This window comes from Emcibacter nanhaiensis (genome assembly GCF_006385175.1).
GTDB classification, from domain to species: domain Bacteria; phylum Pseudomonadota; class Alphaproteobacteria; order Sphingomonadales; family Emcibacteraceae; genus Emcibacter; species Emcibacter nanhaiensis.
The window spans coordinates 361497-387931 of the sequence record NZ_VFIY01000005.1 but is presented as its reverse complement, the minus strand read 5'-3'; the positions used below and the strand labels follow the sequence as shown (position 1 = coordinate 387931).

22 protein-coding genes, 1 tRNA gene and 1 pseudogene are annotated in these 26435 nt (G+C 57.7%); 11 read left to right on the top strand and 13 right to left on the bottom strand.

Going from position 1 to position 26435, the window contains the following annotated elements:
- Positions 1 to 185: 185 nt before the first annotated feature.
- Together FIV46_RS05740 and FIV46_RS18440 are read left to right on the top strand one after the other, a co-directional pair.
- Positions 186 to 857 carry a PEP-CTERM sorting domain-containing protein gene (locus FIV46_RS05740; RefSeq protein ID WP_139939319.1) on the top strand — a complete coding sequence of 224 codons (672 nt, stop codon included), beginning with the start codon at positions 186 to 188 and terminating at the stop codon, positions 855 to 857.
- 634 nt (positions 858 to 1491) lie between these two features.
- A pseudogene (locus FIV46_RS18440) lies at positions 1492 to 1572 on the top strand (PEP-CTERM sorting domain-containing protein); the annotation flags it as partial.
- A gap of 71 nt (positions 1573 to 1643) precedes the next feature.
- Here FIV46_RS18440 and FIV46_RS05730 read toward each other — a convergent pair.
- Both FIV46_RS05730 and FIV46_RS05725 read right to left on the bottom strand, forming a co-directional pair.
- Positions 1644 to 2078 (bottom strand): SRPBCC domain-containing protein, encoded by a 435-nt coding sequence (locus FIV46_RS05730; RefSeq protein WP_139939316.1) that lies wholly within the window; start codon positions 2076 to 2078, stop codon positions 1644 to 1646.
- An 87-nt stretch (positions 2079 to 2165) separates the two neighbouring features.
- Positions 2166 to 2999: a LytTR family DNA-binding domain-containing protein gene (locus FIV46_RS05725; RefSeq protein WP_181163072.1), complete on the bottom strand. Its 834-nt coding sequence runs from the start codon at positions 2997 to 2999 to the stop codon at positions 2166 to 2168.
- 201 nt (positions 3000 to 3200) lie between these two features.
- On the opposite strand from FIV46_RS05725, the gene FIV46_RS05720 reads away from it, so the two are divergent.
- Positions 3201 to 4385: an acyltransferase family protein gene (locus FIV46_RS05720; protein WP_139939312.1), complete on the top strand. Its 1185-nt coding sequence runs from the start codon at positions 3201 to 3203 to the stop codon at positions 4383 to 4385.
- A gap of 195 nt (positions 4386 to 4580) precedes the next feature.
- Here FIV46_RS05720 and FIV46_RS05715 read toward each other — a convergent pair.
- Positions 4581 to 4657 (bottom strand) — tRNA-Arg (locus tag FIV46_RS05715).
- Between the two features lie 177 nt (positions 4658 to 4834).
- On the opposite strand from FIV46_RS05715, the gene FIV46_RS05710 reads away from it, so the two are divergent.
- The 4 genes from FIV46_RS05710 to FIV46_RS05695 all read left to right on the top strand — a co-directional run bounded on the left by FIV46_RS05710 (position 4835) and on the right by FIV46_RS05695 (position 8530).
- Entirely contained in the window at positions 4835 to 5650 is an 816-nt protein-coding gene (locus FIV46_RS05710) for a hypothetical protein (protein ID WP_139939310.1), read from the top strand.
- A 127-nt stretch (positions 5651 to 5777) separates the two neighbouring features.
- Positions 5778 to 6194: an acyl-CoA thioesterase gene (locus tag FIV46_RS05705; RefSeq protein WP_139939307.1), complete on the top strand. Its 417-nt coding sequence runs from the start codon at positions 5778 to 5780 to the stop codon at positions 6192 to 6194.
- Positions 6195 to 6209: 15 nt separating this feature from the next.
- Positions 6210 to 7001, top strand: a complete 792-nt coding sequence (locus FIV46_RS05700; RefSeq protein ID WP_219845904.1) for a thermonuclease family protein — start codon at positions 6210 to 6212, stop codon at positions 6999 to 7001.
- 29 nt (positions 7002 to 7030) lie between these two features.
- Positions 7031 to 8530, top strand: coding sequence for a M48 family metalloprotease (locus FIV46_RS05695; protein WP_139939301.1), 1500 nt, complete (start codon positions 7031 to 7033; stop codon positions 8528 to 8530).
- Positions 8531 to 8615: 85 nt separating this feature from the next.
- Here FIV46_RS05695 and FIV46_RS05690 read toward each other — a convergent pair whose 3' ends face one another.
- The 10 genes from FIV46_RS05690 to FIV46_RS05645 all read right to left on the bottom strand — a co-directional run bounded on the left by FIV46_RS05690 (position 8616) and on the right by FIV46_RS05645 (position 21665).
- Positions 8616 to 11789, bottom strand: coding sequence for an efflux RND transporter permease subunit (locus FIV46_RS05690; RefSeq protein ID WP_139939298.1), 3174 nt, complete (start codon positions 11787 to 11789; stop codon positions 8616 to 8618).
- Positions 11786 to 13003: an efflux RND transporter periplasmic adaptor subunit gene (locus tag FIV46_RS05685; protein WP_139939295.1), complete on the bottom strand. Its 1218-nt coding sequence runs from the start codon at positions 13001 to 13003 to the stop codon at positions 11786 to 11788. The genes FIV46_RS05690 and FIV46_RS05685 overlap by 4 nt, the downstream gene beginning before the upstream one ends.
- Positions 13000 to 14442 (bottom strand): efflux transporter outer membrane subunit, encoded by a 1443-nt coding sequence (locus tag FIV46_RS05680; RefSeq protein WP_139939292.1) that lies wholly within the window; start codon positions 14440 to 14442, stop codon positions 13000 to 13002. The genes FIV46_RS05685 and FIV46_RS05680 overlap by 4 nt, the downstream gene beginning before the upstream one ends.
- A gap of 205 nt (positions 14443 to 14647) precedes the next feature.
- Complete coding sequence (locus tag FIV46_RS05675; RefSeq protein ID WP_219845902.1) at positions 14648 to 15475, bottom strand: metallophosphoesterase family protein; 828 nt, start codon at positions 15473 to 15475, stop codon at positions 14648 to 14650.
- A gap of 142 nt (positions 15476 to 15617) precedes the next feature.
- Complete coding sequence (locus tag FIV46_RS05670) at positions 15618 to 16121, bottom strand: CarD family transcriptional regulator (protein WP_139939289.1); 504 nt, start codon at positions 16119 to 16121, stop codon at positions 15618 to 15620.
- A gap of 386 nt (positions 16122 to 16507) precedes the next feature.
- Positions 16508 to 16846 (bottom strand): ferredoxin FdxA, encoded by a 339-nt coding sequence (gene fdxA / locus FIV46_RS05665; protein WP_139939286.1) that lies wholly within the window; start codon positions 16844 to 16846, stop codon positions 16508 to 16510.
- Between the two features lie 123 nt (positions 16847 to 16969).
- Entirely contained in the window at positions 16970 to 17374 is a 405-nt protein-coding gene (locus FIV46_RS05660; protein WP_181163071.1) for a tellurite resistance TerB family protein, read from the bottom strand.
- 165 nt (positions 17375 to 17539) lie between these two features.
- Positions 17540 to 18067 (bottom strand): retropepsin-like aspartic protease family protein, encoded by a 528-nt coding sequence (locus FIV46_RS05655; protein ID WP_139939280.1) that lies wholly within the window; start codon positions 18065 to 18067, stop codon positions 17540 to 17542.
- Positions 18068 to 18160: 93 nt separating this feature from the next.
- On the bottom strand, positions 18161 to 18553 hold the full coding sequence (locus tag FIV46_RS05650; RefSeq protein WP_139939277.1) for an RNA-binding S4 domain-containing protein: 393 nt from the start codon (positions 18551 to 18553) through the stop codon (positions 18161 to 18163).
- A gap of 10 nt (positions 18554 to 18563) precedes the next feature.
- Positions 18564 to 21665: a helicase-related protein gene (locus tag FIV46_RS05645; protein ID WP_139939275.1), complete on the bottom strand. Its 3102-nt coding sequence runs from the start codon at positions 21663 to 21665 to the stop codon at positions 18564 to 18566.
- A gap of 190 nt (positions 21666 to 21855) precedes the next feature.
- Here FIV46_RS05645 and FIV46_RS05640 point away from each other — a divergent pair, with 190 nt between their 5' ends.
- From FIV46_RS05640 to FIV46_RS05625, 4 genes are all read left to right on the top strand, one after another.
- Positions 21856 to 23157 carry an NTP/NDP exchange transporter gene (locus FIV46_RS05640; protein WP_139939272.1) on the top strand — a complete coding sequence of 434 codons (1302 nt, stop codon included), beginning with the start codon at positions 21856 to 21858 and terminating at the stop codon, positions 23155 to 23157.
- Positions 23154 to 24086, top strand: coding sequence for an aldo/keto reductase (locus tag FIV46_RS05635; protein ID WP_139939269.1), 933 nt, complete (start codon positions 23154 to 23156; stop codon positions 24084 to 24086). The genes FIV46_RS05640 and FIV46_RS05635 overlap by 4 nt, the downstream gene beginning before the upstream one ends.
- 84 nt (positions 24087 to 24170) lie before the next feature.
- Positions 24171 to 24614 (top strand): Lrp/AsnC family transcriptional regulator, encoded by a 444-nt coding sequence (locus FIV46_RS05630; protein ID WP_139939266.1) that lies wholly within the window; start codon positions 24171 to 24173, stop codon positions 24612 to 24614.
- Between the two features lie 127 nt (positions 24615 to 24741).
- On the top strand, positions 24742 to 26418 hold the full coding sequence (locus tag FIV46_RS05625) for a thiamine pyrophosphate-binding protein (protein ID WP_139939263.1): 1677 nt from the start codon (positions 24742 to 24744) through the stop codon (positions 26416 to 26418).
- Positions 26419 to 26435 lie beyond the last annotated feature (17 nt).

Here is a 26435-nt window from a genome sequence, read left to right as displayed (position 1 = left end):
CCCAGGCTCTTGTCCATCCACAGGAAATAACCTTGTGGCGAATGTTGTAAAGATTCCTGACTCTTTGTCGGAATTCTTTACATTATTTCACCCTAATATTTACAAAACATCTTATTATCAGCCACTTAGATTCTGGCACAGCATTTGCTTACATAAGAAGTGCAGAATATGGAGAGGATTTCGCTATGAGTAAAAAAATCGCCATCCTTGTCGGCGCCCTGCTGCTCAGCCTTGGCGCTTCCACAGCCCAGGCCCTGATCATCGATTTTGAAGAATATCAGGTCCGGGACAATTTCAACAACCTGGGGATCAGCGACAGCTATTACGGCTATGAATGGGGCTTCGGCACCTCCCCCGGTGTGGCCAATTTCGCCAACGCCCCGACCGGCTGGGCGCTGGCGACCCTGTCCGATCCCGCAATCACGGGATTACCGGCCCCGGCCGGCGTCAGCGGCACCGCCTACGCCTGGAATGCCAGCGGCCCGCAAAGCCTGTGGATCGACTTCAAGGGCCTGGTGGATTTCACCCTCGGCCGCTTTGCCAAGGCGAGCCCCGACTATCTCTGGAACGCCACCACCCTGCAGCTGTTCGGCTATGACGCCGGCATGAATGAAATCGTCTCCAGCAGTGTCTTTGACCTGACTGACACCCTGGAAACCCATATCTTCAATTTCGAGGACATCCAGTTTCTGGAAATCCGCGCCAACGACACCGACTGGTTCTATGCCGTTGACTATCTGGTGATCAATCAGAACGAGGTTTCCGAACCCGCCGCCCTGGCCCTGCTCGGCCTCGGCCTCATCGGCGTCGGCCTGGCCCGGCGCCGGCAGTGCAGCGTAACAGAATCACAGAATTGAAAGCAGCTCCTGCGATCAGCTGAGTGGGCCGCTTTCCTTTTGCCTTGAGGGAACTTGTGGAGAACCTGCCATGACAAAAATATTCCGTATCCTTATCGGCGCCTTTCTGCTCATCCTTGGCGCCGCCCCGGCCCGGGCCGTGATCATCGATTTTGAAGAATATCAGGTCATGGACACTTTCGCCGACCTGGGGATCAGCGACACTTATTACGGCTATGAATGGGCCTATGGCGAAACACCCGGCGTCCCGCTCTTCTACAACGGCTCACCCGGCTGGGCCATTGGGACCGTGGCCGACCCGCCGGCACCCGCGGCCCCGTACAACGTAAGCGGCACCGCCTATGCCTGGAATGCGGGCGGGCCGCTGAGCCTGTGGATCGACTTCAAGGGCCCGGCGGATTTCACCCTCGGCCGCTTTGCCAGACTGGGCGTCGACTATTTCTGGAGCGCCGAGACCCTGCAGCTGTTCGGCTACGATGCGGACCTCAACGAAATTGTCTCCAGCAGCGCCTTTGAGCTGACCGAAACCATGGAAACCTATATTTTCAATTTCGAGGACATCCATTATCTGGAAATCCGGGCCAATGAACCGTCTTCCTGGTTCTCCCTGGACTATCTGGTGATCAATCAGAACGAGCTGCCCGAACCCGCCACGCTGGCCCTGCTCGGCCTCGGCCTCGCGGGCATCGGCCTGGCCCGCCGCCGCCGTCGCTGAATTTGCCGGACCGCCAGACTCGAAAAGCGGTCCCGAACGGGGCCGCTTTTTTTCACGGGATAAGGAAGCCTTTAGTTCCCTTCCGCGCGCGTCTTCAGGGCTTCATTCATTTGCTGGAAGCCGTCTACCACGGTGGTATCCAGGGTCTTTTTCAACAGCCGGATCAGCAGGCCGTTGAATTTTTCTCCCTGGGAAAAACGGGTGCCGCCGTCTATGGGTTCGAGCCGATACCAGTGACGGCCGGAAAACAGCCCCGGAATCGGCGGGCTGCCGTACCATTCGAGCACTTTCTCCGCCTCATAGTCGGTGATTGTCGCGGTAAAGGAAATGGACTTGCCGCCCGGGGTGCGGATAGAGGCCGATACCTTGCCGCCCTTGACCTGATCGCCGCTGATCCTGGGAATGAAGGGATTCCATTCGCCCCAGCTGTCAAAATCGGTCAGGATCTTCCAGACCTCGGCCGGCGGGGCCTTGATGTCAATGCTGGTGCTGATCTGATGTTTCATGGCAAGATACCCCTTTTACTTGTCCGCGAAGTATAGCCAACAACACTCATTGCGAAAGATGTTTTGTGCGGACTGTCCGGAAATATTTTACAGCAGACGCTCCTTGTAACGGCGACTGGCGCGCAACATCTCGCCTCCCTTCAGTTTCACGTTCATATCCCCGCCGGCAATCGGCGCGGTTTCCACGATGGAACTGCGATTGACGATAGCAGAGCGGTGAATCCGCACCACGTCGGCCCCGCTGTCCTGCAGCAGGTTTTCAAGGTCAGAAAGTGTTATGCGGGCCAGCTGTGTGCCCGACCCCGAGGTAATGTCCACATAATTGCCGGCGGCTTTTGCATAGAGAAAATCGTCAGGATAGAGGTGAATCGTGGTCGCCCCGCTTTTCAGGACCACAGGCGCTTTCTCCCGGCCGGCTTTTCCCGCCATCTTTACCTGCCGCTGCAATTTGTGCACCGACACATAGAGCAGGAAGCTCAGCAGATCCTTGCGATACTCGTAAAGGATATCTCCCGGACCATTGGAAAAAAAATCATAAGTGCCGTCAAACAAGACGACCCAGGCCAGTTTCCGCATCAGGACCATCATGGTCACATGCAGCAAAGAAAAGGCAACGCTGACCGCAAAATAGGGGAGCAGGAGCCGGACCCAGTCTTTTCGGGTCAGGGGCAGGCGATCAAAAAAGACAAACAGCGCCGGCAGCAGAAGTACAAGCGCCAGGGCGCTGGAAAATTCGGTAATGACCGGTCGCAGCAGGTCCGGCTCGCCGCCTTGCCTTCGCGCATCCGAAATATAGGTCATGATATTGACAACGGTAATACCGAAAGTGAACGCCGCGAGAAAATGCAGCAAACGGTCCCGCAGCGCCATCTGCACCATCGCCTGCCAATATGTCCGCAGAGTTTCCATGAGTCGCAGCATACGCCAGTCTTTAATCATGTAAAAGCGATAAAATAACAGCACCTTACCGCTTGTCCCAAGCCACTCACCGCTCATCCCTGGCCAAAAAAACCGCCTCACCGTTCGTCCCTGACAGACGCCGCAGGCACCATCAGGCGTGCACCGGCCCCAGTTGCTCTGCCACAGTGCAGATCACTAACCGCAACCGCATTGGAGACTGACATGGACAGAAATTCAACCCGGCGTTATGATCTGGACTGGATCAGGGTAATCGCCTTTGGCATCCTTATTTTTTATCACATCGGCATGTTTTTCAACAGCGAGGGCTGGCATGTCAAAAGCGTGCATATGAATGACACGCTCGATCATTTCATGTGGCTCTCCAGCGCGTTCCGGATGTCGCTGCTGTTTCTGATTTCCGGCGTCGCCTTGCGCTATGCCGTTGACAAGAATGGTTCGGTCGCCCGCTTTGCCGTCCGCCGCTTTGGCCGCTTATTCATCCCGCTGCTGTTCGGGATACTGGTGATTGTCACGCCGCAATCCTATTTCCAGCTCCTGGCAACAGGGGAAATCACCCCCGGTTATCTGGAATTTTACGGACGCTACCTGTCTGCTGACGGCAACTTCTCCATCATTGTGCCGACCTGGAACCATCTCTGGTATGTGGCCTATCTCCTGGCCTATACCATGCTGCTGCTGCCGCTGCTGCCCGCAGTGCGCAAACTGGCGGACGTGCTGGACCGGCCCTGGTTCGGCGCTCTGATGGGTGGGGGCCGGCTGTTTATTCTGCCCGCGACACTGTTCATCACCTACCGCTTCACCACAGATATCGCCTTCCCCCAGACCTATGCCCTGTGGGGCGACTGGGGCGCACACGCCCGCTATGGCAGTTATTTCCTGATCGGATTCCTGCTGGCCAAAAACAGCACTTTCTGGGACGTGCTCGCCCGGACCTGGCGGATTGCGGCCGTGGGAACAGTACTCCTGGCGGTCAGCCTGTTCCTTCTGTGGGCCAACTGGGATAACTGGTTTGGCGGCATCACCTGGATCGAGAATATCGTCCGCGCCATGTACCCGCTTTATGCCTGGGTGACGATCATGGCGATCCTCGGCGCCGGACAGACTTACCTCAACCGGCCGGGGAAGCTACTCAGCTATTGCACCGAGGCGGTGTTCCCCTGGTATATCCTGCACCAGACTCTGATCGTGCTCGCGGGCGTAATGGTTGATCCGATGGGGCTTGGCGTCTGGAGCGAATTTCTCGTGATCCTGACTGTCACCGCGGGCGGCTGCCTGCTGCTCCATGAATATGTCATCCGGCGGACCCCCTTATTGCGCCCGCTGTTCGGGGTGCCGATGAAGGCCCGGGAACGGAGGGCATCCGCGCAGCCGCAACTGGCGGAATAGAATTTAAAGCGCCGACCAGAAAGTAAAAAGCCGGGTTAAATTCCCGGCTTTTTTTATTGGTGATCCCGACAGGATTGACGGTCAGTCTCTCGACTGCCTCGTCTACTCCGCTGACGCTCCGTGAACGAACAAGGTCCAAATCCGGGCGGCGCCAGAACCAAAAACAAAACCGGCCGCAAAGGGCCGGTTTGATTTTGGTGATCCCGACAGGATTCGAACCTGTGACCCCCAGATTAGGAATCTGGTGCTCTATCCTGCTGAGCTACGGGACCCTCGTTTCAGTGAGTTCAGTGATGCCGAAAAGCGCCTCTCAAGTCAACCTTATTGTGCCCTAGTTCTAAGTGGCTGACATGGCACATAATGACAAAGATAACGCAAATTAGCTATGCAACAAGATAGCATGTATATTACTCTACTATAAATTGAGATCAGTGAATTAGGGTGACGTCATGACCTTAAGCATGTCTTGGATTAGAACGGTGAAGTCTACACGGGAACTAATCGTAATCTCAGATAGCAGACTTTCAGGCGGACAGAGTTGGGATGGAAATCCAAAAATTTTTCAACTCCCTAGAAGTGATGCAGTGATTTCATTTGCGGGTATTACCAACGATGCTTACCCATTTATACAACAAGCAATTGACGGGATACGCCTTTATCCACCTGCTGTATCCAGAGCAATGGATATTACAGACTTGAAAGGCCACTTAGTTAGACTTTTCAATCATTCAAGAAGTTTCATTTCCAACCTTCCTCATGGACAAATTTCACCGTCTCCCCCGGAGGCAGTGTTCGTTCTAAGTGGATACTCATGGAAAATGAAAGAATTTCGTATCTGGAAACTGCACTTCGACAGCAATATTGATAAATTCACATTTCGACCCACCACTCCTTGGCAAGGACAAAATGATAATTCTAAAAAGGTAATCGCGTTTAATGGAGACGAAGATGCTGTTGCAGAGGCAAAAGACATGCTCGTGGAGATGTTAAAATCAAAGGATAAAATTGATAAGGGCTCCTTCAATATGGAGCCATTTTGTATTCTACGCGACATAATCAGAAGCAATCGATTCCCTAGTGTAGGTGGGCCAATCCAAATGGTGAAAATCTATGAACATGCAAATGTTGCACCGGTTGGTATCTTTTGGCCCACGAAAGAAGACGGGAATATTTGTATTTTTGGAAGACCTATCATGGATTATGAAAAGATGCCTTGGGGTATAATCGATCCAGATAATCCAACTCATATTGAACCTTTGAAATAAATTTCAGCTCTTAATTCAATATCTTCCATAGCATGGCGGAAAGAAGACTTCTTTATTTCCCCCGTCTCCCGGTCTATCCTGTCTCCCCGGCACATAAACAATCACAATAAACCAGTCGAGTACACTCATGATCGAAACCTATCGCGGCATTGTCTATCCCACCCAGCTGGACCATATGGGCCATATGAATGTGCAATGGTATACCGCCAAGTTTGACGAGGCGACCTGGCATTTCGTCTCCGCGCTCGGCCTCACCCAGGACTATGTGCAAGGCAGCGGCATGGGCATGGCCGCCCTGCAGAATACCACCCATTACAAGGCGGAAGTGATGGTCGGCCGCCTGCTGGTGATCAAATCAAAACTGCTGGAGATCAACAACAAGACCATCAAGTTCCTGCACGTCATGTATGACGCGGAAAGCGGCCAGGAAGTCGCCACCAGCGAGCTGATCGGCGCCCATCTCGACCGCACCAAACGCAAGGCCGTTCCCTTCCCGGAAGAGATCGCCGCCAAAGCCCGGGCCATGCTGGCCGCCGAACAATAGCCCCAGGCCCCCATGATGAAACGCCTCCTTCCCTTCCTCCTGCTGTTGGTCCTGCCCGCCCTGGCCCGGGCGGCGGATTTTAGTGGACTGTCTCCGCCGGAGGGACCGTTGCTGGTCACGGAGGTGGTCGACGGCGATACGCTGCGGCTCGAGGACGGCCGCCAGGTGCGCCTCGTCGGCCTGCAGGCGCCGAAACTGCCGCTGGGCCGAAGCGGCTTCAAGGAATGGCCCTTCGCCAAAGAGTCCAAGCAGGCACTTGAGCAGCTGACCCTCGGCAAGAAAGTCTCGCTACGCTACGGCGGCCGGCAGACCGACCGCTATGGCCGGGCCCTGGCCCATCTGTTCCTGGAAGACGGCAGCTGGGTCCAGGGGAAAATGCTCCGCCGCGGCATGGCCCGGGTTTACAGCTTCCGCGACAACCGGGCGCTGGTGCGCGACATGCAGGCGATCGAGCGGGACGCGCGAGAGGCCCGGCGCGGCATGTGGGCCTTGAGCTACTACGCCATCAAGCATCACCTGGAGGCGGGACGCTTCACCGACAGTTTCCAGATCGTCGAAGGCGTGGTCAGGGATGTGGCCAGCGTACGCGGCCGGGTGTTCATCAATTTCGGCGATGACTGGCGCACCGACTTCACCCTGGTGGTCGAGGGCAAGGCCCGGCGGCTGTTCCTGGACTCGGACATCAAACTGTCCCATTTGCCCGGTAAAAAAATTCATGTCAGGGGCTGGCTTAAATATTATAATGGCCCCATGATCCAGCTGACCCATCCGGAACAGGTCCAGATTGTCGGGTCGGCGCCGGACTGATCAGCAGCCGATGAGGGGAGTAACAGAACATGGCATTGAACAAAATCACCGGAATTGTCAGCAAATGGCTTGTGGGCGGTCTGATGATCGTCTCTCTGGCGGGGTGTACCACCCTTAATCCGGCCACCGGCCAGCGGGAATTCACCCCCTTCATGAGTCCGAGCCAGGAAGCTTCGCTGGGCGCCGAGGCCCACCCCTCGGTGATCAAGGAGCATGGCGGCGTTTATGACGACCCGAATATCGGCGGCTATGTGGCCACGGTCGGCGGCCGGCTGGCGGCGGTGTCCGAGCTGCCGGAACTGGGCTTCACCTTTACCGTGCTGGACAGCCCGATCGTCAACGCCTTCGCCCTGCCCGGCGGCTATATCTATGTGACCCGCGGCATTCTCGCCTTGTTCAATTCCGAGGCGGAAATGGCCAGCGTGCTGGGTCATGAAATCGGCCATGTCACCGCCCGCCATACCGCCAAACGCTACAACCAGTCGGTCTTCGCCAATATTCTTGGCGCCGGGGTCGGCGTCCTGGCCGGCAGCGAGGAAGTGGCGAACCTGGTCAACTACGGCTCCCAGCTGTACCTGTTGAGCTACAGCCGCGACCAGGAATACCAGGCCGACAGCCTCGGCGTGCGCTACACCAGCCGGGCCGGCATCGATCCTTACGGCGCCGGCCACATGCTGGACAGCCTGAAGGCCGAAAGCGACCTCGCCGACCTGATCGCCAACCGCAGCGGGTCGGAACGCACGCCGGAATTTTTCTCGACCCACCCCAATACCGAGGACCGGGCCAGCCGCGCCTATCAACTGGCCAGGGATACCGGCATCGCCCAGGGCAGCCGCGATTCGGGACACGACCGCTATCTCAGCGTCATCGACGGCATGATTTACGGCGACAATCCGGACCAGGGCCTGATCCGCGGCCGCATCTTCTGGCATCCCAAGATGCTGTTCACCTTCGAGGTGCCGGAAAATTATAAAATGAGCAACAGCTCCACCGCCGTCGTCGCCCAGGGCAGCGGCGCCGCAGAAGGCGCGGCCGTTATCTTCGCCGGCGGCAGCGCCGAGGGCAAAAGCCTGCAGCAATATATGAATGAAGCCTGGAAAAGCATCAGCGACAATGGCGCACTGGAAAACTGGCAGGACATGACCATCAACGGCATGGCCGGACTGACCGCCACCACCACCGGCACCCTCAGCAACCAGCCGGTGCTGGTGCGCATGGTGGCAATCCGCTATTCCGCCACCCAGGCCTATCACTTCCTGATGATCATGCCGCAGAATAATGTCGCCGCGCTGGAACCAGGCCTCAAGACCATGGCCTACAGCTTCCGCAAGCTCAGTGCTTCCGAAGCCGACAAAGTGAAGGCCAAGCGCATCAAGGTGATTACCGTGCAAAAGGGCGACACCGCCCAGAGCCTGTCCCGGCATATGGCCTTTGACGACTATCAGCTGGAGCGATTCCTGACCCTGAACGGCTTGCAGAAAAACAGCACACTCCGGGTCGGCGAGCGCCTGAAACTGATTGTCGAATGATAAAAAAGGCCGGGAGAGAGTACTCTCCCGGCACAGGTTGTGTGGCTTGCTTGTTATAGTGGGCTAGGCTTTTATTCTACTCTCTTCACTCTCCGACAATCACGGACGGTTCCTTGTGGCCGAGCAGGAAGCTCAGCTTCTCGCGTGTCCGGGCCACCATCAGGTAGAGGATCGGCACCAGGAACAGGGTCGCGATGGAGGACAGGGCCACCCCGAAAGCGAGGGAGACCACGGTCGGCACCAGGAACTTGGCCTGCACGCTGGTTTCCATCATCATCGGCACCAGGCCGATGAAGGTGGTCAGCGAGGTCAGGAAGATGGGACGGAAACGTTCTTCCGCCGCAATCTCGATCGCCCTGAGCGCGTCATGGCCCCGGTCCCTGAGCTTGTGGATATAGTCCAGCAGCACCAGGTTGTCGTTGATCACCACGCCGGCGGCCGCCACGATGCCCAGGATCGAATAGATGCTGAGATCCATGCCGAGCGCCAGGTGGCCGAGGATCGCGCCCATATAGCCGAACGGGATCGCGGTAAAGATCAGGAACGGCTGGATATAGGATTTGAAGGCCACCGCCATCAGGAAGTAGATGGCGAGCAGGGCGATGCCGAACCCGGACGCCAGGGACTGCATGAATTCCTGCTCTTCCCGCTGGTCGCCTTCGAGGCTGAATTCCACGTCGGGGAATTTCTTCTTCCACTCGGGGAAATATTTTTCCTCGATATCCTTCAGGATTTCGCTGGCATTGGCCACATCGGGGTCCACGTTGGCCATCACCTCCAGGGTCCGCATGCGGTCGGTGCGTTCGATGGTGGTATAGGCCTGGCGGTAGCTGATGTCCGCGGCGGCGCCAAAGGGCACTTCTTCGCCCCCCGGGGTCCGCACATACAGGTCGTTCATGGTGTCAAAGGAGGTACGGTCTTCCTTGGGCAGGCGGACCATCACCTTCACATCGTCCGGGCCGCGCGGGATACGCTGCACTTCATCCCCGTAAAAGGCCTGGCGCACCTGGCGGGCAATATCCGCCAGGGACAGGCCGAGGTTTTCAGCACTGGGCTTCAGGTTCAGCACCGCTTCCATACGGGCCGTATCGCCGGAGTCAGTGACATTATAGAGGCCGTTGTAGCCGCGATAGACATCCTTCAGCGCCAGCGCCGCCTGCTCAATCTGCTCCGGATTGCGGGACTTGATCAACAGATCGATCGTGGGACCGCTGCTGCCCTGGCCGGAAAAGTCGAAGTTGACATTCTTGGCATCGGGAATGACCGGCGTCATGTCGCGCCAGCGCTCGGTGATCTGCACCACGTTGACATCCCGCTCTTCAGCCGGCACCAGGATCAGGAAGGCGCGGGCGGAGCCGCTGCGGTTGCTGGTCCAGGTCAGCACATCTTTGATAACTTTCTGGTCCGGATACTCCTGTGCCAGTTCATCTTTCAGCTTCAGGGCAGCATCCTCCAGGATATGGGTCGCCTGATCGATGGTGTCATAAGGCGATCCGGCCGGAAAGTCGATCCGGGCCTGGACAAAGTCCATGGGCACGTCCGGCATGAAGGTGTTTTTCACCCAGCCGGCGATGTTCAGGGAAAAGACGATCATGCTGCCGGCCAGGATAATGCACAGCGACAGCCCGGCGCGATGCAATACCTTGTCCAGAAACGGCCGGTACCAGGAATAGACGAACCAGTTCAGGAACTGCGACGCCTTATCCTGGATGCGGGTGAACAGCTTGGACATGTTATCCAGGACATTGCGGATCAGCGACAAGTTGGCGACTTTGGACAGGAAACCGGTGCCCTTCTCTCCGCCGTGACGCAGATGGGTCGGCAGAATCAGGAGGGATTCCAGCAGGGAAAAGCAGAGGCACAGGATCACCACCACCGGGATCACATAGGTGACCTTGCCCGAGTTGCCGGGCAGGAACGCCAGCGGCAGGAAGGCGATCATGGTGGTCAGCGCCGAAAAGATCACCGGCTTGGCCACTTTCTCGGTGCCGACGATTGCTCCCTCGCCGCCAATCACCCCATGCTGGTTTTCCCGGTGAATGCTTTCACCGATGATAATGGCGTCATCCACCACAATCCCCAGGATCAGGATAAAGGCGAACAGGGAAATCATGGTCAGGCTGACCCCCGTCGACGGCAACAGCATCAGGCAGCCGAGGAAGGATATGGCGATCCCCGCGGTCACCCAGAAGGACAATTCCACATTCAGGAAAATCATCAGGCAGACAAACACCAGGATCAGGCCCGAAATACCGTTCCACAACAGCATGCTGAGCCGGCTGTTGAAAAAGTCGGAAGTGTCGAACCAGTTGTCCATTTGCACGCCCTCAGGCAGGGTCGGGCGGATTTCTTCCTCGATCATTTTATTGATCTGCTTGCTTAATTGCACCACGTCAGGGGTGCCTTCGGTGCGCACAAACAGAAGTACGCCCGGCTTGCCGTTAAAGCCGATCCGGAACTGGTCGTCGGTGAAACCGTCGACAACCCTGGCGACATCTTTCAGCAGTACCCTTGTGCCGTCTTCATTGCGCAGGACCACGATATTTTCAAAGTCTTCCTGAACGTAAGCCTGACCGCGGGTCATGATCTGGATCTGGCCGGATTCATTGTCCACCTTGCCGGCCGGCATATTGACGGAAGACCGGGCGATGGCATTGGAGACATCGTCAAAGGTCAGGCCGTATTTCTGCAGGTCCAGTTCGGACACTTCGATGGAAATTTCATAGTCGCGTACGGCGTCCAGTTGCGTTTTGGCTGCTCCGGGGATGGTAGCGATCTTGTCACGAATATCGCGGCCGAGTTCCTTCAGCTCCTTTTCGCCAATGTCGCCGTAAACCACAAGGTTGATCACGTCGCTCTGGGCGTAGTCGCGCTCCACAATGGGACGTTCTGACAAAGCCGGAAGGGTATTGATCGCGTCCACCCGCGCCTTGACCTCATTGAGCATCTTGTCGGGATCATAGCCATCCTCGACCTCGATACGGACCATGCCGTTGCCTTCACGAGCGCGGCTATAGAGCCGTTTGATGCCCTGCAGGTCAAAGACCGCTTCCTCGACACGGACAAGCACCCTTTCCTCCACCTCGCGGGGACCGGCGCCAAGATAGTTCACACTGACCCGGATCTCGTTAAGGGGAAAGGTCGGAAAAGCAATCTTGCCCACGCTCTGATAGCCCATGATGCCGCCGATCAGGATCACGATCATGATCAGGTTGGTGGCAACCGGGTTGTTGACAAACCATTTGACGATGCTTTTCATGACTTGCCTCCTGCGCTATCGACGGCTGACAACAGGGAGCCGGCATCTGCAGGCACGGCTTCCACAAGTGTCCCGTCCACGGCAATGCCAAGCTGGGAAATACAAACCTTGTCCCCTTCCTTGATGCCGTTCGCGACTACGATATGCTCACGGGTACTTTCCAGCACCTCGACCTTGCGGGTGCGCAGCTTATTGTCCGCATCCACCACCAGGACACTGTCACCCTGGCGCAAGGCCTGGCGCGGCAGCTGGTAGACATTGGCGTAGGCCCGGCCCTCGATCTCGGCGGAGACAAACTGGCCAATGGTCATCCGCAGGCCGTTTTCAACGGAATAGAGCTCATCGCCCTTCAGCTCCGCCACCACATAGAGGATCCGGCTCTTGGTGTCGATCACCCCTTCAGAGCGGGCAATCCGTCCCTTCCAGGTATAATTTTTGTTGGCAAAGGTACCGGTCAGGGTCACTTTCAGGTCGGCCTTGTTGTTCTGCAGCTTGACCAGGTCGAACTTGCCGAGGTCCCGGTTGGTGAGCGGCAGGCGCACTTCCAGCACGTCGGTGGAATAATACATCCCCATTTTGCTGCCTGGGCTCATATACTGGCCCAGATCGACAAATTTTTCCGTCAAAATGCCGTTAAACGGCGCAGTAATGTCAGTGCGTTCCAGGTCCAGGCGGGCTGTATAGAGCGCGGCCTCGGCTGCTTTCAGCTTGGCTTCGGCATCGGCAAGCTGCGGCTTGCGCAACACCAGGTCGCTGGCCTCGCCCTGGCCCAGGAGTTCCCATTCTTCCTTGGCAAGGGCTGCTTCCTGCTGCTCCTGCGCCAGGCGCTGACGGGCTTCCGCCACCCGGGCCTCGGCGGAAGTTACCGCCGCCTCATAGTCACGGGCGTCAATCCGCAGGATGGTTTCGCCTTTTTTAAAGGTGCCACCGGCAACAAACTTGTCGGACACATAGACGATATTGCCGGACACCCGCGGGGTCAGGTCGATCATCTGCTTGGGCTGGACCGTTCCCTGGGTTTCCACACTCAGGCGGGTGGCGTCCGCATGGGCGGTCACGACGCGCACTTTGCGGGCTTCGACCACATGCTCCTTTTTCTCCGGTTCCGGCTTGGCCTTGACCAGGCCGACGCTGGCAACAACGCCCAAGGCAAGAACCAGAACAGGCAACCAAACCCGTTTCAGGAAAGACACCGTCTTTTGCTTGATACTCATTTTTTATCCCCTTCGATCTCGTAAGCGGTTTGCTGGTAGCTGTTGGTTGCCTGATGATCTTCCATAGTTGTCGTTGTGAAGTCCCCGCCCAGTGCCAGGTGGAGTCTTATTCTGTTATTGATGCGTAATCTTTTCACCAGCAGGAGCTGGCTCTGCTGGGCCAGCGCCTGACGCTGGGAATCCAGCAGCGTGGTCACATTGATCAGTCCGCGGGAATATTGGTCGATGGCCACTTCCTCGGCGGAGACCGCCGCTTCGGCCGCCTTGGCCGTATGCAGGACCTGCTCATGCAGGGAGCGGTCGGAAGACAAACCATCTTCCACTTCCCGGAATGCCTGCAGCAGGGTCTGGGCAAACTGTTCCTTCTGGGCCTCGAACCGGGCCTCCTGGGCTTTGGCGTTGTAATGCAGGCGGCCGCCCTGGAAGATCGGCTGGGTTATACCGCCGATCAGGTTCCAGAAAATATTGTCGAATTTCAGCAAATCGCTGAAGTTGTCGGAGGTATTACCGGCTGATCCAGTAAGCGAGAAGGACGGCAGCAGCGCCTTGTCCGCCTGTTGGGAGCGGTAGCCGGCGGCATACAGGCGCTGTTTGGCCGCCTGCAGGTCGGGCCGGCGCTCCAGAAGCTCCGCCGGCAGACCGGCTGGTACCTCCGGCAATTCATCCGGAATGGCGCCGTCGGCCATAACTGAGCCTGCCGGATAGCGTCCGGCCAGCACTTCCAGCGCCCGCCGGGCGGCATCAAGCTGGTCGCGGCGGTCGCTGAGCGAAGCCCGGGCCGCTTCCAGGTTGCTGAGCGCAAGGCGCAGGTCAAGGCCGTCGCTCAGGCCGCGGTTAAACCGGTTGCGGATGATCCGTTCGCTTCGTTCGTAGCTTTCCACGGTGCGCCGGGCCAGGGCATATTGCTGTTCGGCTTCCAGGGCCTGAAACCAGCTCTGGGCCACCTGGGCGGCCAGCGACAGGCGGGCGCCTTCCAGATCATATCTCGCCACCGCATAGTCGGAAGCCGCGGCTTTTTCCTGGGCGCTCAGACGTCCCCAGACATCCAGTTCCCAACTGGCGTCGAGGCCGAGGGAAAGGGCATTTTCTGTCACAGACGGATTGCTGGTGTGCTGGCGCTGGGCGCCGAAGGAGCCCGACAAAGACGGGTACAGGTCTGCTGCGGCCACACCGCGGTCATAGCTGGCGGCTTCCATCAGCAGTGCTGTACTTCTGTAATCCGGGTTATTGTCCAAGACCTGGGTGACAAACTGCGACAGCTGCGGCATATTCAGCTCGTCAAGCCAGCCGTCCCGCACCATACCGTCGTTGTCTGATGAAGCCTGCCAGGCGTTGGCAGTTTCGGGTCCTGGAAGATCCCGGTCGGCGACCGGTATGCTTGTGCACGCTGTCAACGCCGTCGCTGATACAGCACACACCAACAAGGAAATCCTGTTCATCCACACAATTCCTTGAACCCGTCCGAAATTTCTTCTTTATGTCTTCTGGTCCGGGTCCATATTCAGTTAAAAATAACTGATATCTTCCACCTCCAGTCATAGCAAAAAAATTCCCGCATGGCGAGAGCCGCAAGATCACTTGGTCTCAAATTTATGTGATTTTATCGCAATGCAATATGACGTCTTTATTTCACGCCGCGATTATTCAGGCCGTGATCCGGTCCAGAACCTCACCCTCAGCCGAAAAACATACCGCAGACAAGTCCCCGCCCCGGCCGCAGCCGCTGTCCACCGTCGCCGTATGAGCCCGGTCCAGGGAAAGCCCGCCATTCGAATGGTCGTAACCGCGGATGACTTTTGTAAAACCGGAGAAAGGGCCGTCAATCTCGTCAAACCTGCCGTTATCCCACCAGAACTGGTCCTTCTGCATATCCAGCGGCCGCGAGGTATCGACCGAGGCATGGACAAACAACAGCTTGCCGTCCCGGCTGAAAGCGGCCCGGCGCAGGTGTTTCAGCAGGTCGCCATGGCCGGCGTGATTATAGATTTCCCGGCGCAACCCATTGGTCCAGCGGGTAATAGACAGCGTTCCTTCCCGGGATATGGCGCGGGCCACATGGGCTTTGGTGCCATAAGCCTCGATTACTGCTCCCATGCCGTGATCCAGCAGCCAGTCCATCACCTCTCCCGGATTTGGTGCAAACTGCAGTTGCAGGAGCTTGGAAAACATTTCTTCCTTGGCACCGCGAAGATAGACAAAGTCCTCGGGCATATAAACCGACGGCATGGACATGATTTCCCGGCGGCTGCGCAGAAGTTCGTCAATGGTCTCCAGATTGCCGTCATTGCTGCCGAAATAATTGCCGAGATAGACAAGTTTGTCCTTCTTGTACAGCTTGTCGAGCAGCATCCGGTGGAGTTCCCTGAGGCGATCAACCTGGCCGTGGATGGCGCCAACGGCCCAAATGCGTTGCACATTGTCAAGGCATCCGTATCTTTCCGGATCCATGGCTGACAGGTCTGTACCGCTCATCAATTTTTACGTCCCTCTTTACCGAATCCGGCGTATAGCAGGACTTCCTGCGCCGGATAAATCACTCTAGAACATCACATTAAATAAAAAAAGAGCCTGAAATTAGACAGGCTCTTTTTTTCATTTCTTTTCCGCAGAGGGATCAGGCAACCTGGAGATAGGTCTCCAGCTTTTCCAGGGCTTCCTTTTCGGCGATATCCTCGACCGCAGCCACTTCGCGGGCCAGGCGGCTGATGGCAGATTCATAGATCTGGCGTTCGCTGTAGGACTGTTCCGTCTGGTCACCGGAACGATGCAGGTCGCGCACCACCTCGGCCAGGGAAATCAGGTTACCGGAATTGATCTTGGCTTCATATTCCTGCGCCCGGCGGCTCCACATGGTCCGCTTGACCTTGGCCTTGCCTTTGAGGGTGACGAACGCCTTGTCCATGACATTTTTGTTGGACAGGGCCCGCATGCCGGCGCCTTCAGCCTTGTTGGTGGGGACACGGAGCGTCATCTTTTCGCTTTCAAAGCGAATGACATACAGCTCCAGCTTCATGCCGGAAATTTCCTGTTCTTCAATATCAATAATAACGCCAACACCATGTTTGGGGTAAACGATGTTGTCATTGACTGCAAATCTTAATGTATTCGACTTAACCATTTAGAAAAATATTCTCCAACTGAACTAAATGGGCAGGATTATCACCCCAGGCCCACATGGTTAGCAAAGCACCGAAAAACCACCAGGCAGGGGCCACACTATGGTTAACGGCGACATAAATGTATCAGAATCGCCAAAAAACACCGCCTCAGGCCACTGCATATACGCAAGCCAAGGTTAGCGAATATCTGAAATTAAGGATTTAAAAGCAACAGGTTACTCTAATTGCTGCCAGAATCCTTGTGCAATGCATATAATATAACATAAATTTAACAAAAAAACACCCCTTAAGACGCATATGGCCTTGAAAAGAGGTGCTCTTTCTTAATTCTTTCGGGTCTGCAACAAAGAAAAAGGGCCGGCCAGCGGCCCTTTTATAAATGCGGTCAGGTGCCGGCGCCGGGTTTGTCGCTGAAATGTTTCTCGAACTTGTCCTGTTCGTCCTTGGCGGCGTCAGCCCCGTCCATGGGATCGACACGCTCGGTGATATTGGGCCATTCGGCAGAATATTTCTCACCAAGCTCAATCCATTTTTCCAGTCCGTCTTCGGTATCCGCCAGAATGGCTTCGGCAGGACATTCCGGTTCACACACGCCGCAGTCAATGCATTCGTCGGGATTGATCACAAGCATGTTCTCGCCTTCATAGAAGCAGTCCACCGGACAAACTTCCACACAGTCGGTGTATTTGCAGTTGATACATGCCTCTGTGACAACGTAAGTCATAAAGTTCTCCTCCATTTACCGCCGCACCGTCTGGTCTTCCGAAACGGCGATCAATATACCCTGACACAGGCATATAACATTTTTCGCTTTATTCACAAGCCAAAAAACGGGAATTGTAAGTCCTTATCTGCCCTGGTGACGTTCCCGAACCTTGCGACGGATACGGCCACTCTCTTTATCGGGCACATAAAGCAGGCCGGTGATGCGGCGCAACAGGTTGCTTTCATAGGCGGTCTCCTCGCCGTCCGCATAGACTACTTCCCACAAAAGCTCGAGGATCTTTTCCCGGCCCTTCTCATCAAAGTGATCCTTGATACGGCGGGTAAAGTTCAGGATTTGATTGCTGTTGTCCACCTGGGCCTCGGCCTCGGCCAGCATGTCTTCAGCCTCCTCCCTCTCAACGCCAAGGCGGCGTTCCAGAAGCATCAGGATATGGTCCCGCTCTGAGCTGGAAAAATCACCGTCCTGCAGCGCCACCTCGACCATCAGCGCCGCGGCGGCGAGCTTTTCCGGCGGCAGGGAAGACATTGAGCCTCCGTCATCTCCCGACAGTAATTCCCCCAGTTTCGCAAATAAAGACACCTGACAAACCTTTATAAAATAATTCCGCATTCGCGCGGCAAGCATAGGGAATACCTATTGCCGCGGCCAGCCATTTCCGACCAATCTGCATATATACGGGATATAGGGTGTTTAGTAGCGCAGGACAAGGTCCCGCTGCTCGACCTCAAAGCTGCTCAGCCGGTTGAGGAAGCTCATGCCCAGCAACGACACCGGCAGGGCGCCGGGGGAGGAGACAATAGCCGGCACGTCATACATTTCAATGTTGCCAATCCGCACGGAAGACAGGGTCACCCGGGCAACCGCCGCAGTCCCGTTGGCGGTAGAGACCGCCCCGTCAAATTCCAGGTCGGACGGGTCAAGCCCGATCGCTTCCGCATCCTCATAGCTGAGCGCGATATGGCTGGCGCCGGTATCGACGACAAAGGTGATGCTGCCGTCTTCAACATAGGCGTCCGTCCAGTAATGACCGCCCTCGCCCCGGGGGATGCGCACCTCGTCGGGCATTTGACTGGCCATCACCCGCTGTTCAACCGGACGAACCTTGCCCGCAAAATGAGGCAGTTCTTTTTGCCCCTCCGGTTGGTCAGACGTGTCTGCCATGACGGCCACAACAACCGTCAATAGCAAAAAGCCGAAAAATATCTTGCCTGCATTCATGCTCCAGCACCCCTCAACTGATCAGGAAGATACTCTAGCATCTGTCGGTTAAGGGGGATTTAAGGAAAGATCAGATTGTAAAAGACGGCCAAATTACTGGTCGCGCAGGCGATCAAGGGCGCGCCGCTCGGCCTTGGTCGGGCGGCCGCTGCCGGCGTCCCGCACCGCCACCGGCGCCGGGCGTTCTTTTTTGATCCGGGGCGGGCTCAAGTCTTCATAGAGCGACTGCGCCTCGGCGGCGGGACCGCGCCGCTCGGCCAGGGCCAGGATGCGGGCGATGCGCACATGATCGCCCTGGGGAAAGGTCAGCACATCTTCCGGCCCGACCGTGACGCTGGCCTTGCGGATCACCTGGCCGTTGAGGCGCACCTTGCCGGCCCGGCACATTTTGGTCGCCAGCGAGCGGGTCTTGAAAAAGCGGGCATGCCAGAGCCACAGGTCGATACGTTGCGTCGCAGTATTCTGTGGCTCCGGTGCAGAAGTCATTTTTTCTTGGTCATTTTTTCTTGGCGAGGGATTTTTTAAGATCCGCCAGTGCCGCAAATGGTGAATCCGGGTCAATGGCCTGGGGCTTTTTGTTGGGCGCTGTGGCGCTGATCACCTTGGGCCCCTTCGGCCCACCGCGACCGGGCCTGCCGCCCGGCTTGCGGCCACCTTTGGCTCCCTGACCCTTCGGCCCCTGACCTTTTGATCCTTGGCCTTTTGATCCTTGGCCTTTGCGGGCACCATTGCGCTCGCGGCTGCGTTCCCTGCCATGTTCCCGGCGCGGGCCACCCTTGGCCACGTCGGGCTGGTGGATGAAATATATGTATTTCTCGGGTTCCGCCGGTTTGTCCTCGGCGGCCTCTTCTCCGGCGGCCTCCTGCGTTGAGGTCTCTGCAACCGGTTCTTCGGCAACAGCCGCTTCAGGAGCTGGTTTTTCTTCCCGGTCTCCGGTCTGCTTTTCCCGTATATCCTCTTCCTCGGCAGAGGTTTCTTCCGCAGGAGCTTCCTCCGCCCTTGCTTCTTCTGCCTTTACTTCCTCTGCAGGAGCTTCGCCTTCGGAGGTCGGTACTTCCTCAGCCTTTTCCGCCTTCGCGGCCAGCTCGGCAAATGCCGCCGCCTGGCGCTTGCGTTCGATCTCGGCGGCTTCCTCGGGGCTGAATTCCCTGGTCACATAGCCGAGGTAGCGCATGATCTCTTCAAAGTCCTCACCGCTGACCCCGACCAGGCTCATCAGATCCGGGTTGGGCGGGAACGGGCCCTTCATGGACACCTCGCGGGCGGCATTGGCCAGACGCTCCAGCATGTCAAGCCGGACCGCATTCTTGCCGGTCACCCGGTAGCCGGACACCTCGTAAAAAGTTCGCGGCGCTTTCTGGTCGATCTTGATGGTGCACAGACCGGCCGGCGGCATCTCCGGCAGCTGGTCCATGTCGTTGAACAAGGCCCAGAGATAAAGCCGCAACTGGGCCGGGGCCGGTTTCAGCACGGCCGGAATATATAGGCTGGCGGCGCCGAGCCAGACGCCCAGTTTCTTGATCTGGAAGCGGCCGTCCCGGTCCACCTGTTTGAAGTCCCGGGCAATCAGCCGCCGCGGAATGGTGCCGAGCTTTTCCACCATCTGGAAGGCAATGCCCCGGGCCAGGCCGTCAATCAGCGGTTTGCCCTCATCATTGGTGCCGCCCTCCACGGCTTCCTTGAGCACAAACAGCGGCTCCAGAACTTCCTGCACATGCCCGCTCAGCCAGCGGTCTACTGCCTGCTGCACCAGGGCAAGGCTGTCGCCCTGCAGCACCGGCGTCGGCAGCACGGACGCCTTCGGCGACAGGATATCCTGTCCCTTGACCACCCGGGCGATCGGCACGCCGCGCCAGTTGATGGTGCTCTGGGTCAGGGGATTGCCGAACACCAGCGACAGTTCACCTTCACCGGCTTCATTCAGCTCCTGCGCCCTTTTCGCGATTTCCTCGGCCAATACCTTGTCCGCGGCATGACGCAATGTCTTGCTGTCCTCCCCATAAGCCCCCGGGTCCTCCCGGAACTGGAACCCTTCCAGGGTGCCGATGAAATGGCTTTCCACAAACACATTGCCGTCGGTATCAATATTGGCCATCAATCTTCCTTTTTGGCGTAACTCTCTCATCAGGACCGACGTGCGCCGGTCTACAAATCTCTGGGTCAGGCGTTCATGTAGCGCATCTGACAGTCTGTCTTCAATATCTCTTGTCACATCCTGCCAGTGTTTCGCCCGGTCAAGCCACGCCGACCGGTGGGAAATATACGTCCAGGTGCGAATATGTGCAATACGTGCTGACAGGGCATCGATGCCGCCGTCGGTCCGGTTGAGGGGGTCGACCTGGCGCGCCATCCACTGATGATCGATCACCCCGTGATGCGAGGAAATCTGCCGATAAATGTCGCCCGTCAGCTTGACATGCTCGTCGTCACTGGTCTTGCGGAAATCGGGAATCTGGCAGATTTCCCACAGCAGTTTCAGCGACGCAGGACCCGCCGCCAGGGTCCGGATATCCTCCTGTGCGGCCAGCCGGCGCAGGGTGGCGAGATCGATATTTTCCAGCGCCCGGCTCAGGCCTTTGCGCTGTGGCGCCGCCTCGAGCGAGCGAATCAGCGCCCCCGGGCCGGAATAATCCAGCAGGCTGTTGCGCCACTGCAGCACCGTTTCCGGCGGGAAATCATGATTTTCAATGGCGCGAATGACATCTTCGCTGAGGCCGCGCTCATAATCCGCCCCCTCGGTCAGGGTGCCGAAGGTGCCGTTGTTCATGTGGCGTCCGGCGCGGCCGGCAATCTGGCCCAGCTCCGCCGGGGTCAGGTCGCGCATGCGGCGGCCGTCGAACTTGCTGGTGGCGGCAAAACAGACATGGTCGATGTCCATGTTGAGGCCCATGCCGATGGCGTCAGTCGCCACCAGGTAGTCCACATCACCGTTCTGATAAAGCTCCACCTGGGCGTTGCGGGTGCGCGGGCTCAGCGCCCCCATGACCACGGCGGCACCGCCCTTCTGGCGGCGGATCATTTCCGCGTAGCCATAGACATTTTCGGCACTGAACGCGACCAGGGCCGAGCGGCGCGGCAGGCGGGAGAGTTTTTTCGGCGGCACATAGGTCAGGGTGGAAAAACGCCGGCGGGTGATAAATTCCACATCCGGCACCAGATGGCGGATCAGCCCGGCCATGGTGGCCGAACCCAGGAACATGGTTTCCTCACGGCCGCGGGCACGCAGCAGCCGGTCGGTGAAGATATGACCGCGGTCGAAATCTGCCGCCAGCTGGATTTCATCCACGGCGAGGAACGCCACCTCGATCTCCATGGGCATGCTTTCCACGGTGCAGACATACCAGCGGGGGTTTTTCGGGATGATCTTTTCCTCGCCGGTGATCAGGGCGACGGCATTCTTGCCGGCCGGGTTCTGCGGCGAGTTCACAATACGGTCATAGATTTCCCGGGCTAGCAGGCGCAACGGCAGGCCGATCATGCCGGTGCTGTGACCGAGCATGCGCTCTACCGCGAGGTGGGTCTTTCCCGTATTGGTCGGGCCAAGCACCGCCTTGATATGAGAGCGGCTGTCAACGGCCCGGTTGGACAGATTTTTCATGACCGGGGCTTGTAACACTAAAAGACCCGCGGGTCTTCAATAAAATACCCCCTGTAGATAGGCGTGCCGGGCGGAATGTAAAGGTTTCGTCACGGACGGCAATTGCTTTACCCGATTGGACTGGCCAGTGTTATGGAATCTGTGCCATACTCCGCCTTACAACAATGAACCGAAAAATTCGGAAAAGGGGATGGATATTTCAGGGACAGGACAGCAGACCAGACTTATCCCGGTGCTCAACATCAGGGCCGGGGAGCTACCGGCCGTACTGCTGGCGTTCGGCTATTTTTTCTGCCTCCTTTGCAGCTATTACATCCTGCGCCCCATGCGCGACGAAATGGCCATCGCCAGCGGCGTGGAGAACATGCAGTGGCTGTTTACCGGCACCTTCTTCGCCATGCTGGCGGTCACCCCATTGTTCGGCTTTCTCGCCAGCCGCTTCCTGCGCAAACAGATCATTCCCGTCACTTATGGTTTTTTCCTGGTCAATATCCTGGTCTTTTACGCCCTGTTCCAGGCGGAGCTCACCAGTCCGTGGGTGGCGCGGGGGTTTTTCTGGTGGGTGTCGGTGTTCAACTTCTTCGTGGTCAGCGTTTTCTGGGCTTATATGTCCGACATTTTCTCGGCCGAACAGGGCAAGCGGCTGTTCGGCATTATCGCCGCCGGCGGCAGCATCGGCGCCATCACCGGCCCGGTCCTGACCCAGTCCCTGGTGACCCATCTCGGCACTGCCAATCTGCTGCTGGTCTCGGCCGCCTTCCTGTTCCTGGCCCTGGTCTGCATGCTGGCATTACTTCGGCATGAACAGGATGTCGAGGAATTCCATGTCTCGAAGGCGGACCGGAAGCTGGGCGGCAGCTGGCTCGAGGGCCTGCTGGCCATTTTCCGTTCCCGCTACATGGCCGGGATTGCCGCCTGGATCCTGCTGTCGACCCTGGCCGCCACCTTTCTCTATTTCCAGCAGGCGGTGATCATCCGCGACGCCTTTGACAGCCCCGAAGAGCGCATCCGGATGTTCGCCCGTATCGACCTGGCGGTAAACGGCCTCACCCTGCTGACCCAGATCTTCATTGTCGGCCGCTTGATGGGCCGGTTCGGCGTGAGCCTGACCCTGGCCCTGTTCCCGCTGGTGACGCTCATGGGCTTTGCCGCCCTCGCTGCGGCCCCGGTGCTGCTGGTGGTGGTCGGCTTCCAGGCCACCCAAAGGGCGGTGAATTTCGCCATCGCCCAGCCCGGCTACCGGGTACTCTATACCACCGTCAGTGACGGGGAAAAATACAAGGCCCAGCCGTTCATTGATACGGTCGGGGTCCGCGGCGGCGATGCCGCAAGCGGCTGGATCTATGCTTCGCTGGCCCAGGGATTGGGCTGGGGCCTGCAACCGCTGGCCCTGTTCATCCTTCCCATTGCCGGAATTTGGGCTATTCTCAGTATCCGGCTCGGCCGTATACATGAACAGAAACTGGAAACATCGGAGGAGACATCCCCATGACGGACATCACCCGCAAGCAGTTCATCAAGTTGACCGGCGCGGCCGGCCTGGCCCTGGCCGGCGGAGTTGGCGCCCCGGCGCTGGCTGATACCTTTTTGCACAAGATGGTCAGGAAGCCGATTCCGTCCAGCGGCGAGCTCCTGCCGGTGGTCGGCTTCGGTACCTCCCGGGTGTTTGATGTCGGCCGCAGCGCGGAGGAACGGGCCCCGTTGCTGGACACCCTCAAGATCCTTTATGACGCCGGTGGCTCGCTGATCGATACCGCGCCCATGTACGGCCCGGCCGAGGCCGTCGTCGGCGACCTGGTGGCCCGGCTGAACAGTCGCAACAAGAGCTTTATTGCCACCAAGGTACTGCAAAACGGCAAACAGGCTGGCATCGACCAGATGAACGCTTCCTTCCACAAGCTCAAAACCAGCCATGTGGACCTGATGCAGGTGCATAACCTGGTGGACTGGCAGACCCAGCTTGGTACGCTCAGGGAAATGAAGCAAGACAAGAAAATCCGCTATCTCGGCATCACCCATTATACCGACAACGGCACCCGGGAACTGGTCGAAATCATGAAGCAGGAGCAGCTCGACTTCGTGCAGTGCCAGTATGCCATGAATGCCAGGCTGGCCGAAGAGGAACTGCTGCCGCTGGCCCGGGAGCGCGGAATCGCCATCCTGTGCAACCGGCCGTTCGGCCGCGGCGCCCTGTTTAACAAAGTCAAAGGCAGAGAACTGCCTGTTTGGGCCGCCGACCTCGGCATTCACAGCTGGGCCCAGTATTTCCTCAAATATCTGCTCGGCCATCCGGCGGTCACCGCGGTCATTCCCGGCACCGGCCGGCCCGACCATGCCCGGGACAATGTGATGGCCGGCATGAGCCCGCTGCCCGACGAGGCAGCCCGCAAAATGATGCTGGATCACCTGCACGGCCTGTAAAATCGTCCCTTTTCGCAACATTTTTATGAACAATTGTATTTTTTATGCTACGATTGTTCATAATCAATTGTACAAGAGGATGTAATGCAGCTACAGGATAATGAAAAGAAGCTTTTGGAACTCCTCAAGGTCAACAGCCGCCTGAGTGCGGCGGAGCTGGGCCGCAAACTGGGCCTGGCCCGCTCCACCATCCATATGATGCTGCAGAAACTGGAGGAAAAGGTCATCGACAGCTATACGGTGACCCTGAAACCGGAAGCGGACAACGGCAATATCCGCTGTTATGTGATGATTACCCGGGATCCGAAAAAAAGTCAGGAAATCGAACAGGCGCTGGAAAATATGCCGGAGGTGGCCTGCCTCAGCACCGTGGCCGGCAGCTTTGATTTCATTGCCCTGGTCCATGCGGACACGCACCCGCACCTGGACGAGGTCCTGACCAAAATCGCCATGATGCCCGGAATCCTGAAGACGGAAACCCATATCATATTGTCGCCCAAATTCGACCGGCGGACCTGCTTCACGTAAAGTTTATCTGTCAGATATATATTATATTTGTTCATTATTTCTTATTTTTGTTCCTTTTTTATTTATATTTGTTCATATTTAGGATAAATATACAGAAAAATGAAATCACATCCGGATGGTGTCTGAAATGGGAAAAAATACCTCTGCAGCGGAAATCTTGGTGCAGTGTCTGCTTGCCAACGGCACCGACCGGGCCTTTTGCGTGCCGGGAGAAAGCTATCTGTCGGTGCTTGATGCGCTCTATGACGTGAGAGAGCAGATTGACCTGATCACCTGCCGCCAGGAAGCGGGCGCCGCCAATATGGCCGAGGCCTACGGCAAGCTGACCGGCCGTCCCGGCATCTGTTTCGTCACCCGCGGCCCGGGCGCCACCAACGCCAGCATCGGTGTCCATACCGCGTTCCAGGATTCGACGCCAATGATCCTGCTGATCGGCCAGGTGGCGCGCGACCAGTACGACCGCGAAGCCTTTCAGGAGGTGGATTACCGACAGATGTTCGGTCCGCTGGCCAAATGGGTGGCCGAAATCCGCGAAGCAGACCGCATCCCCGAATATATCAACCGCGCCTTCCATGTGGCCCTGTCCGGCAGACCCGGCCCGGTGGTGCTGGCCCTGCCGGAGGATATGCTGACCGACGAGGTGGAGGCTATATCCTCTCTTCTTCCGGCAACGCCGCCGGTCGCCGCCCCGGACCGGGCTTCCCTCGACCAGCTGGCCGTCGAGCTGCAGCAGGCCAAACAGCCGGTGGTGATCCTCGGCGGCCGCGGCTGGAGCGATCAGTCATTAGATGACATCCGCCAGTTCGCCGAACAACAGCAGCTGCCGGTGGGCTGCGCCTTCCGCTACCAGGACCTGTTCGATAATCATCATCCCCACTATATCGGCGATGTCGGCATCGGCGTGAACCCGAAACTGTTCCAGCGCCTCCAGGAAGCCGACCTGATCCTCAATATAGGCGCCCGGCTCGGGGAAATGACCAGCAGCGGCTACAAACTGTTAAACATTCCGTTTCCGAAACAAAAACTGGTGATGGTACATACCGGAGCCGAGGAAACCGGCCATGTCTACCGCGCCCATTTGAGCTTTACCTGCAGCCTGCCGGAAATGGCAACGGCCCTGAAAGCCCTGCCAGTCGGCGACGTCGCTGACCGCTCTGACTGGCTTGCCGGCGCACGGGCCGACTATGAGGCCTGGAGCAATCCCCTGGGCGACCTCAGGGGCAGCAGGACCGGCAAGGTGCAGCTGGGCGAGATCTATGCCTATCTCAACCGGGCCATGCCGAAAGACGCCATCCTGACCAACGGCGCCGGCAATTTTTCCATCTGGCTGCACCGCTTTTTCCGCTATTCCACCTTCCCGTCCCAGCTTGCCCCCACCAGCGGCGCCATGGGCTACGGACTGCCGGCGGCGCTCGGCGCCAAGGTGGCGGCCCCGGACCGGCCGGTGGTCTGTTTTACCGGCGACGGCGACTTCCTGATGACCGGCCAGGAACTGGCCACCGCCGCCCACCATCGCCTTCCGGTCACCATTCTGCTGTTCAACAACGGCATGTATGGTACCATACGCATGCATCAGGAACGGAACTATCCGGACCGGGTTGTGGCCACCGAGCTGACCAATCCGGATTTCACCGCGCTGGCAAAGGCTTACGGGCTGGACGGCGTCAAGGTGACGACCACGGGGGACTTTGCGCCCGCCTTCGAGGCGGCGCTGAAAAACGATAAAACCACATTGATTGAAATAATCGTCGATCCACAGGCCCTGACACCGGCGGCCACCCTGGACGACATCAGAAAGAAATAATCACAAGGGATATACAG

Bases quoted from the DNA above. Each gene is read 5' to 3' on its own strand.
- FIV46_RS05650 (WP_139939277.1), bottom strand. From the start codon at position 18,553: ATGACTTCTGCACCGGAGCCACAGAATACTGCGACGCAACGTATCGAC.
- FIV46_RS05660 (WP_181163071.1), bottom strand. From the start codon at position 17,374: ATGTCTTCCCTGCCGCCGGAAAAGCTCGCCGCCGCGGCGCTGATGGTC.
- FIV46_RS05630 (WP_139939266.1), top strand. From the start codon at position 24,171: ATGCAGCTACAGGATAATGAAAAGAAGCTTTTGGAACTCCTCAAGGTC.
- FIV46_RS05635 (WP_139939269.1), top strand. From the start codon at position 23,154: ATGACGGACATCACCCGCAAGCAGTTCATCAAGTTGACCGGCGCGGCC.
- FIV46_RS05645 (WP_139939275.1), bottom strand. From the start codon at position 21,665: ATGAAAAATCTGTCCAACCGGGCCGTTGACAGCCGCTCTCATATCAAG.
- FIV46_RS05625 (WP_139939263.1), top strand. From the start codon at position 24,742: ATGGGAAAAAATACCTCTGCAGCGGAAATCTTGGTGCAGTGTCTGCTT.
- FIV46_RS05670 (WP_139939289.1), bottom strand. From the start codon at position 16,121: ATGGTTAAGTCGAATACATTAAGATTTGCAGTCAATGACAACATCGTT.
- FIV46_RS05690 (WP_139939298.1), bottom strand. From the start codon at position 11,789: ATGAAAAGCATCGTCAAATGGTTTGTCAACAACCCGGTTGCCACCAAC.
- FIV46_RS05655 (WP_139939280.1), bottom strand. From the start codon at position 18,067: ATGAATGCAGGCAAGATATTTTTCGGCTTTTTGCTATTGACGGTTGTT.
- FIV46_RS05640 (WP_139939272.1), top strand. From the start codon at position 21,856: ATGGATATTTCAGGGACAGGACAGCAGACCAGACTTATCCCGGTGCTC.
- FIV46_RS05710 (WP_139939310.1), top strand. From the start codon at position 4,835: ATGACCTTAAGCATGTCTTGGATTAGAACGGTGAAGTCTACACGGGAA.
- FIV46_RS05675 (WP_219845902.1), bottom strand. From the start codon at position 15,475: ATGAGCGGTACAGACCTGTCAGCCATGGATCCGGAAAGATACGGATGC.
- FIV46_RS05730 (WP_139939316.1), bottom strand. From the start codon at position 2,078: ATGAAACATCAGATCAGCACCAGCATTGACATCAAGGCCCCGCCGGCC.
- fdxA (WP_139939286.1), bottom strand. From the start codon at position 16,846: ATGACTTACGTTGTCACAGAGGCATGTATCAACTGCAAATACACCGAC.
- FIV46_RS05705 (WP_139939307.1), top strand. From the start codon at position 5,778: ATGATCGAAACCTATCGCGGCATTGTCTATCCCACCCAGCTGGACCAT.
- FIV46_RS05680 (WP_139939292.1), bottom strand. From the start codon at position 14,442: ATGAACAGGATTTCCTTGTTGGTGTGTGCTGTATCAGCGACGGCGTTG.
- FIV46_RS05725 (WP_181163072.1), bottom strand. From the start codon at position 2,999: ATGCTGCGACTCATGGAAACTCTGCGGACATATTGGCAGGCGATGGTG.
- FIV46_RS05685 (WP_139939295.1), bottom strand. From the start codon at position 13,003: ATGAGTATCAAGCAAAAGACGGTGTCTTTCCTGAAACGGGTTTGGTTG.
- FIV46_RS05740 (WP_139939319.1), top strand. From the start codon at position 186: ATGAGTAAAAAAATCGCCATCCTTGTCGGCGCCCTGCTGCTCAGCCTT.
- FIV46_RS05695 (WP_139939301.1), top strand. From the start codon at position 7,031: ATGGCATTGAACAAAATCACCGGAATTGTCAGCAAATGGCTTGTGGGC.
- FIV46_RS05720 (WP_139939312.1), top strand. From the start codon at position 3,201: ATGGACAGAAATTCAACCCGGCGTTATGATCTGGACTGGATCAGGGTA.
- FIV46_RS05700 (WP_219845904.1), top strand. From the start codon at position 6,210: ATGAAACGCCTCCTTCCCTTCCTCCTGCTGTTGGTCCTGCCCGCCCTG.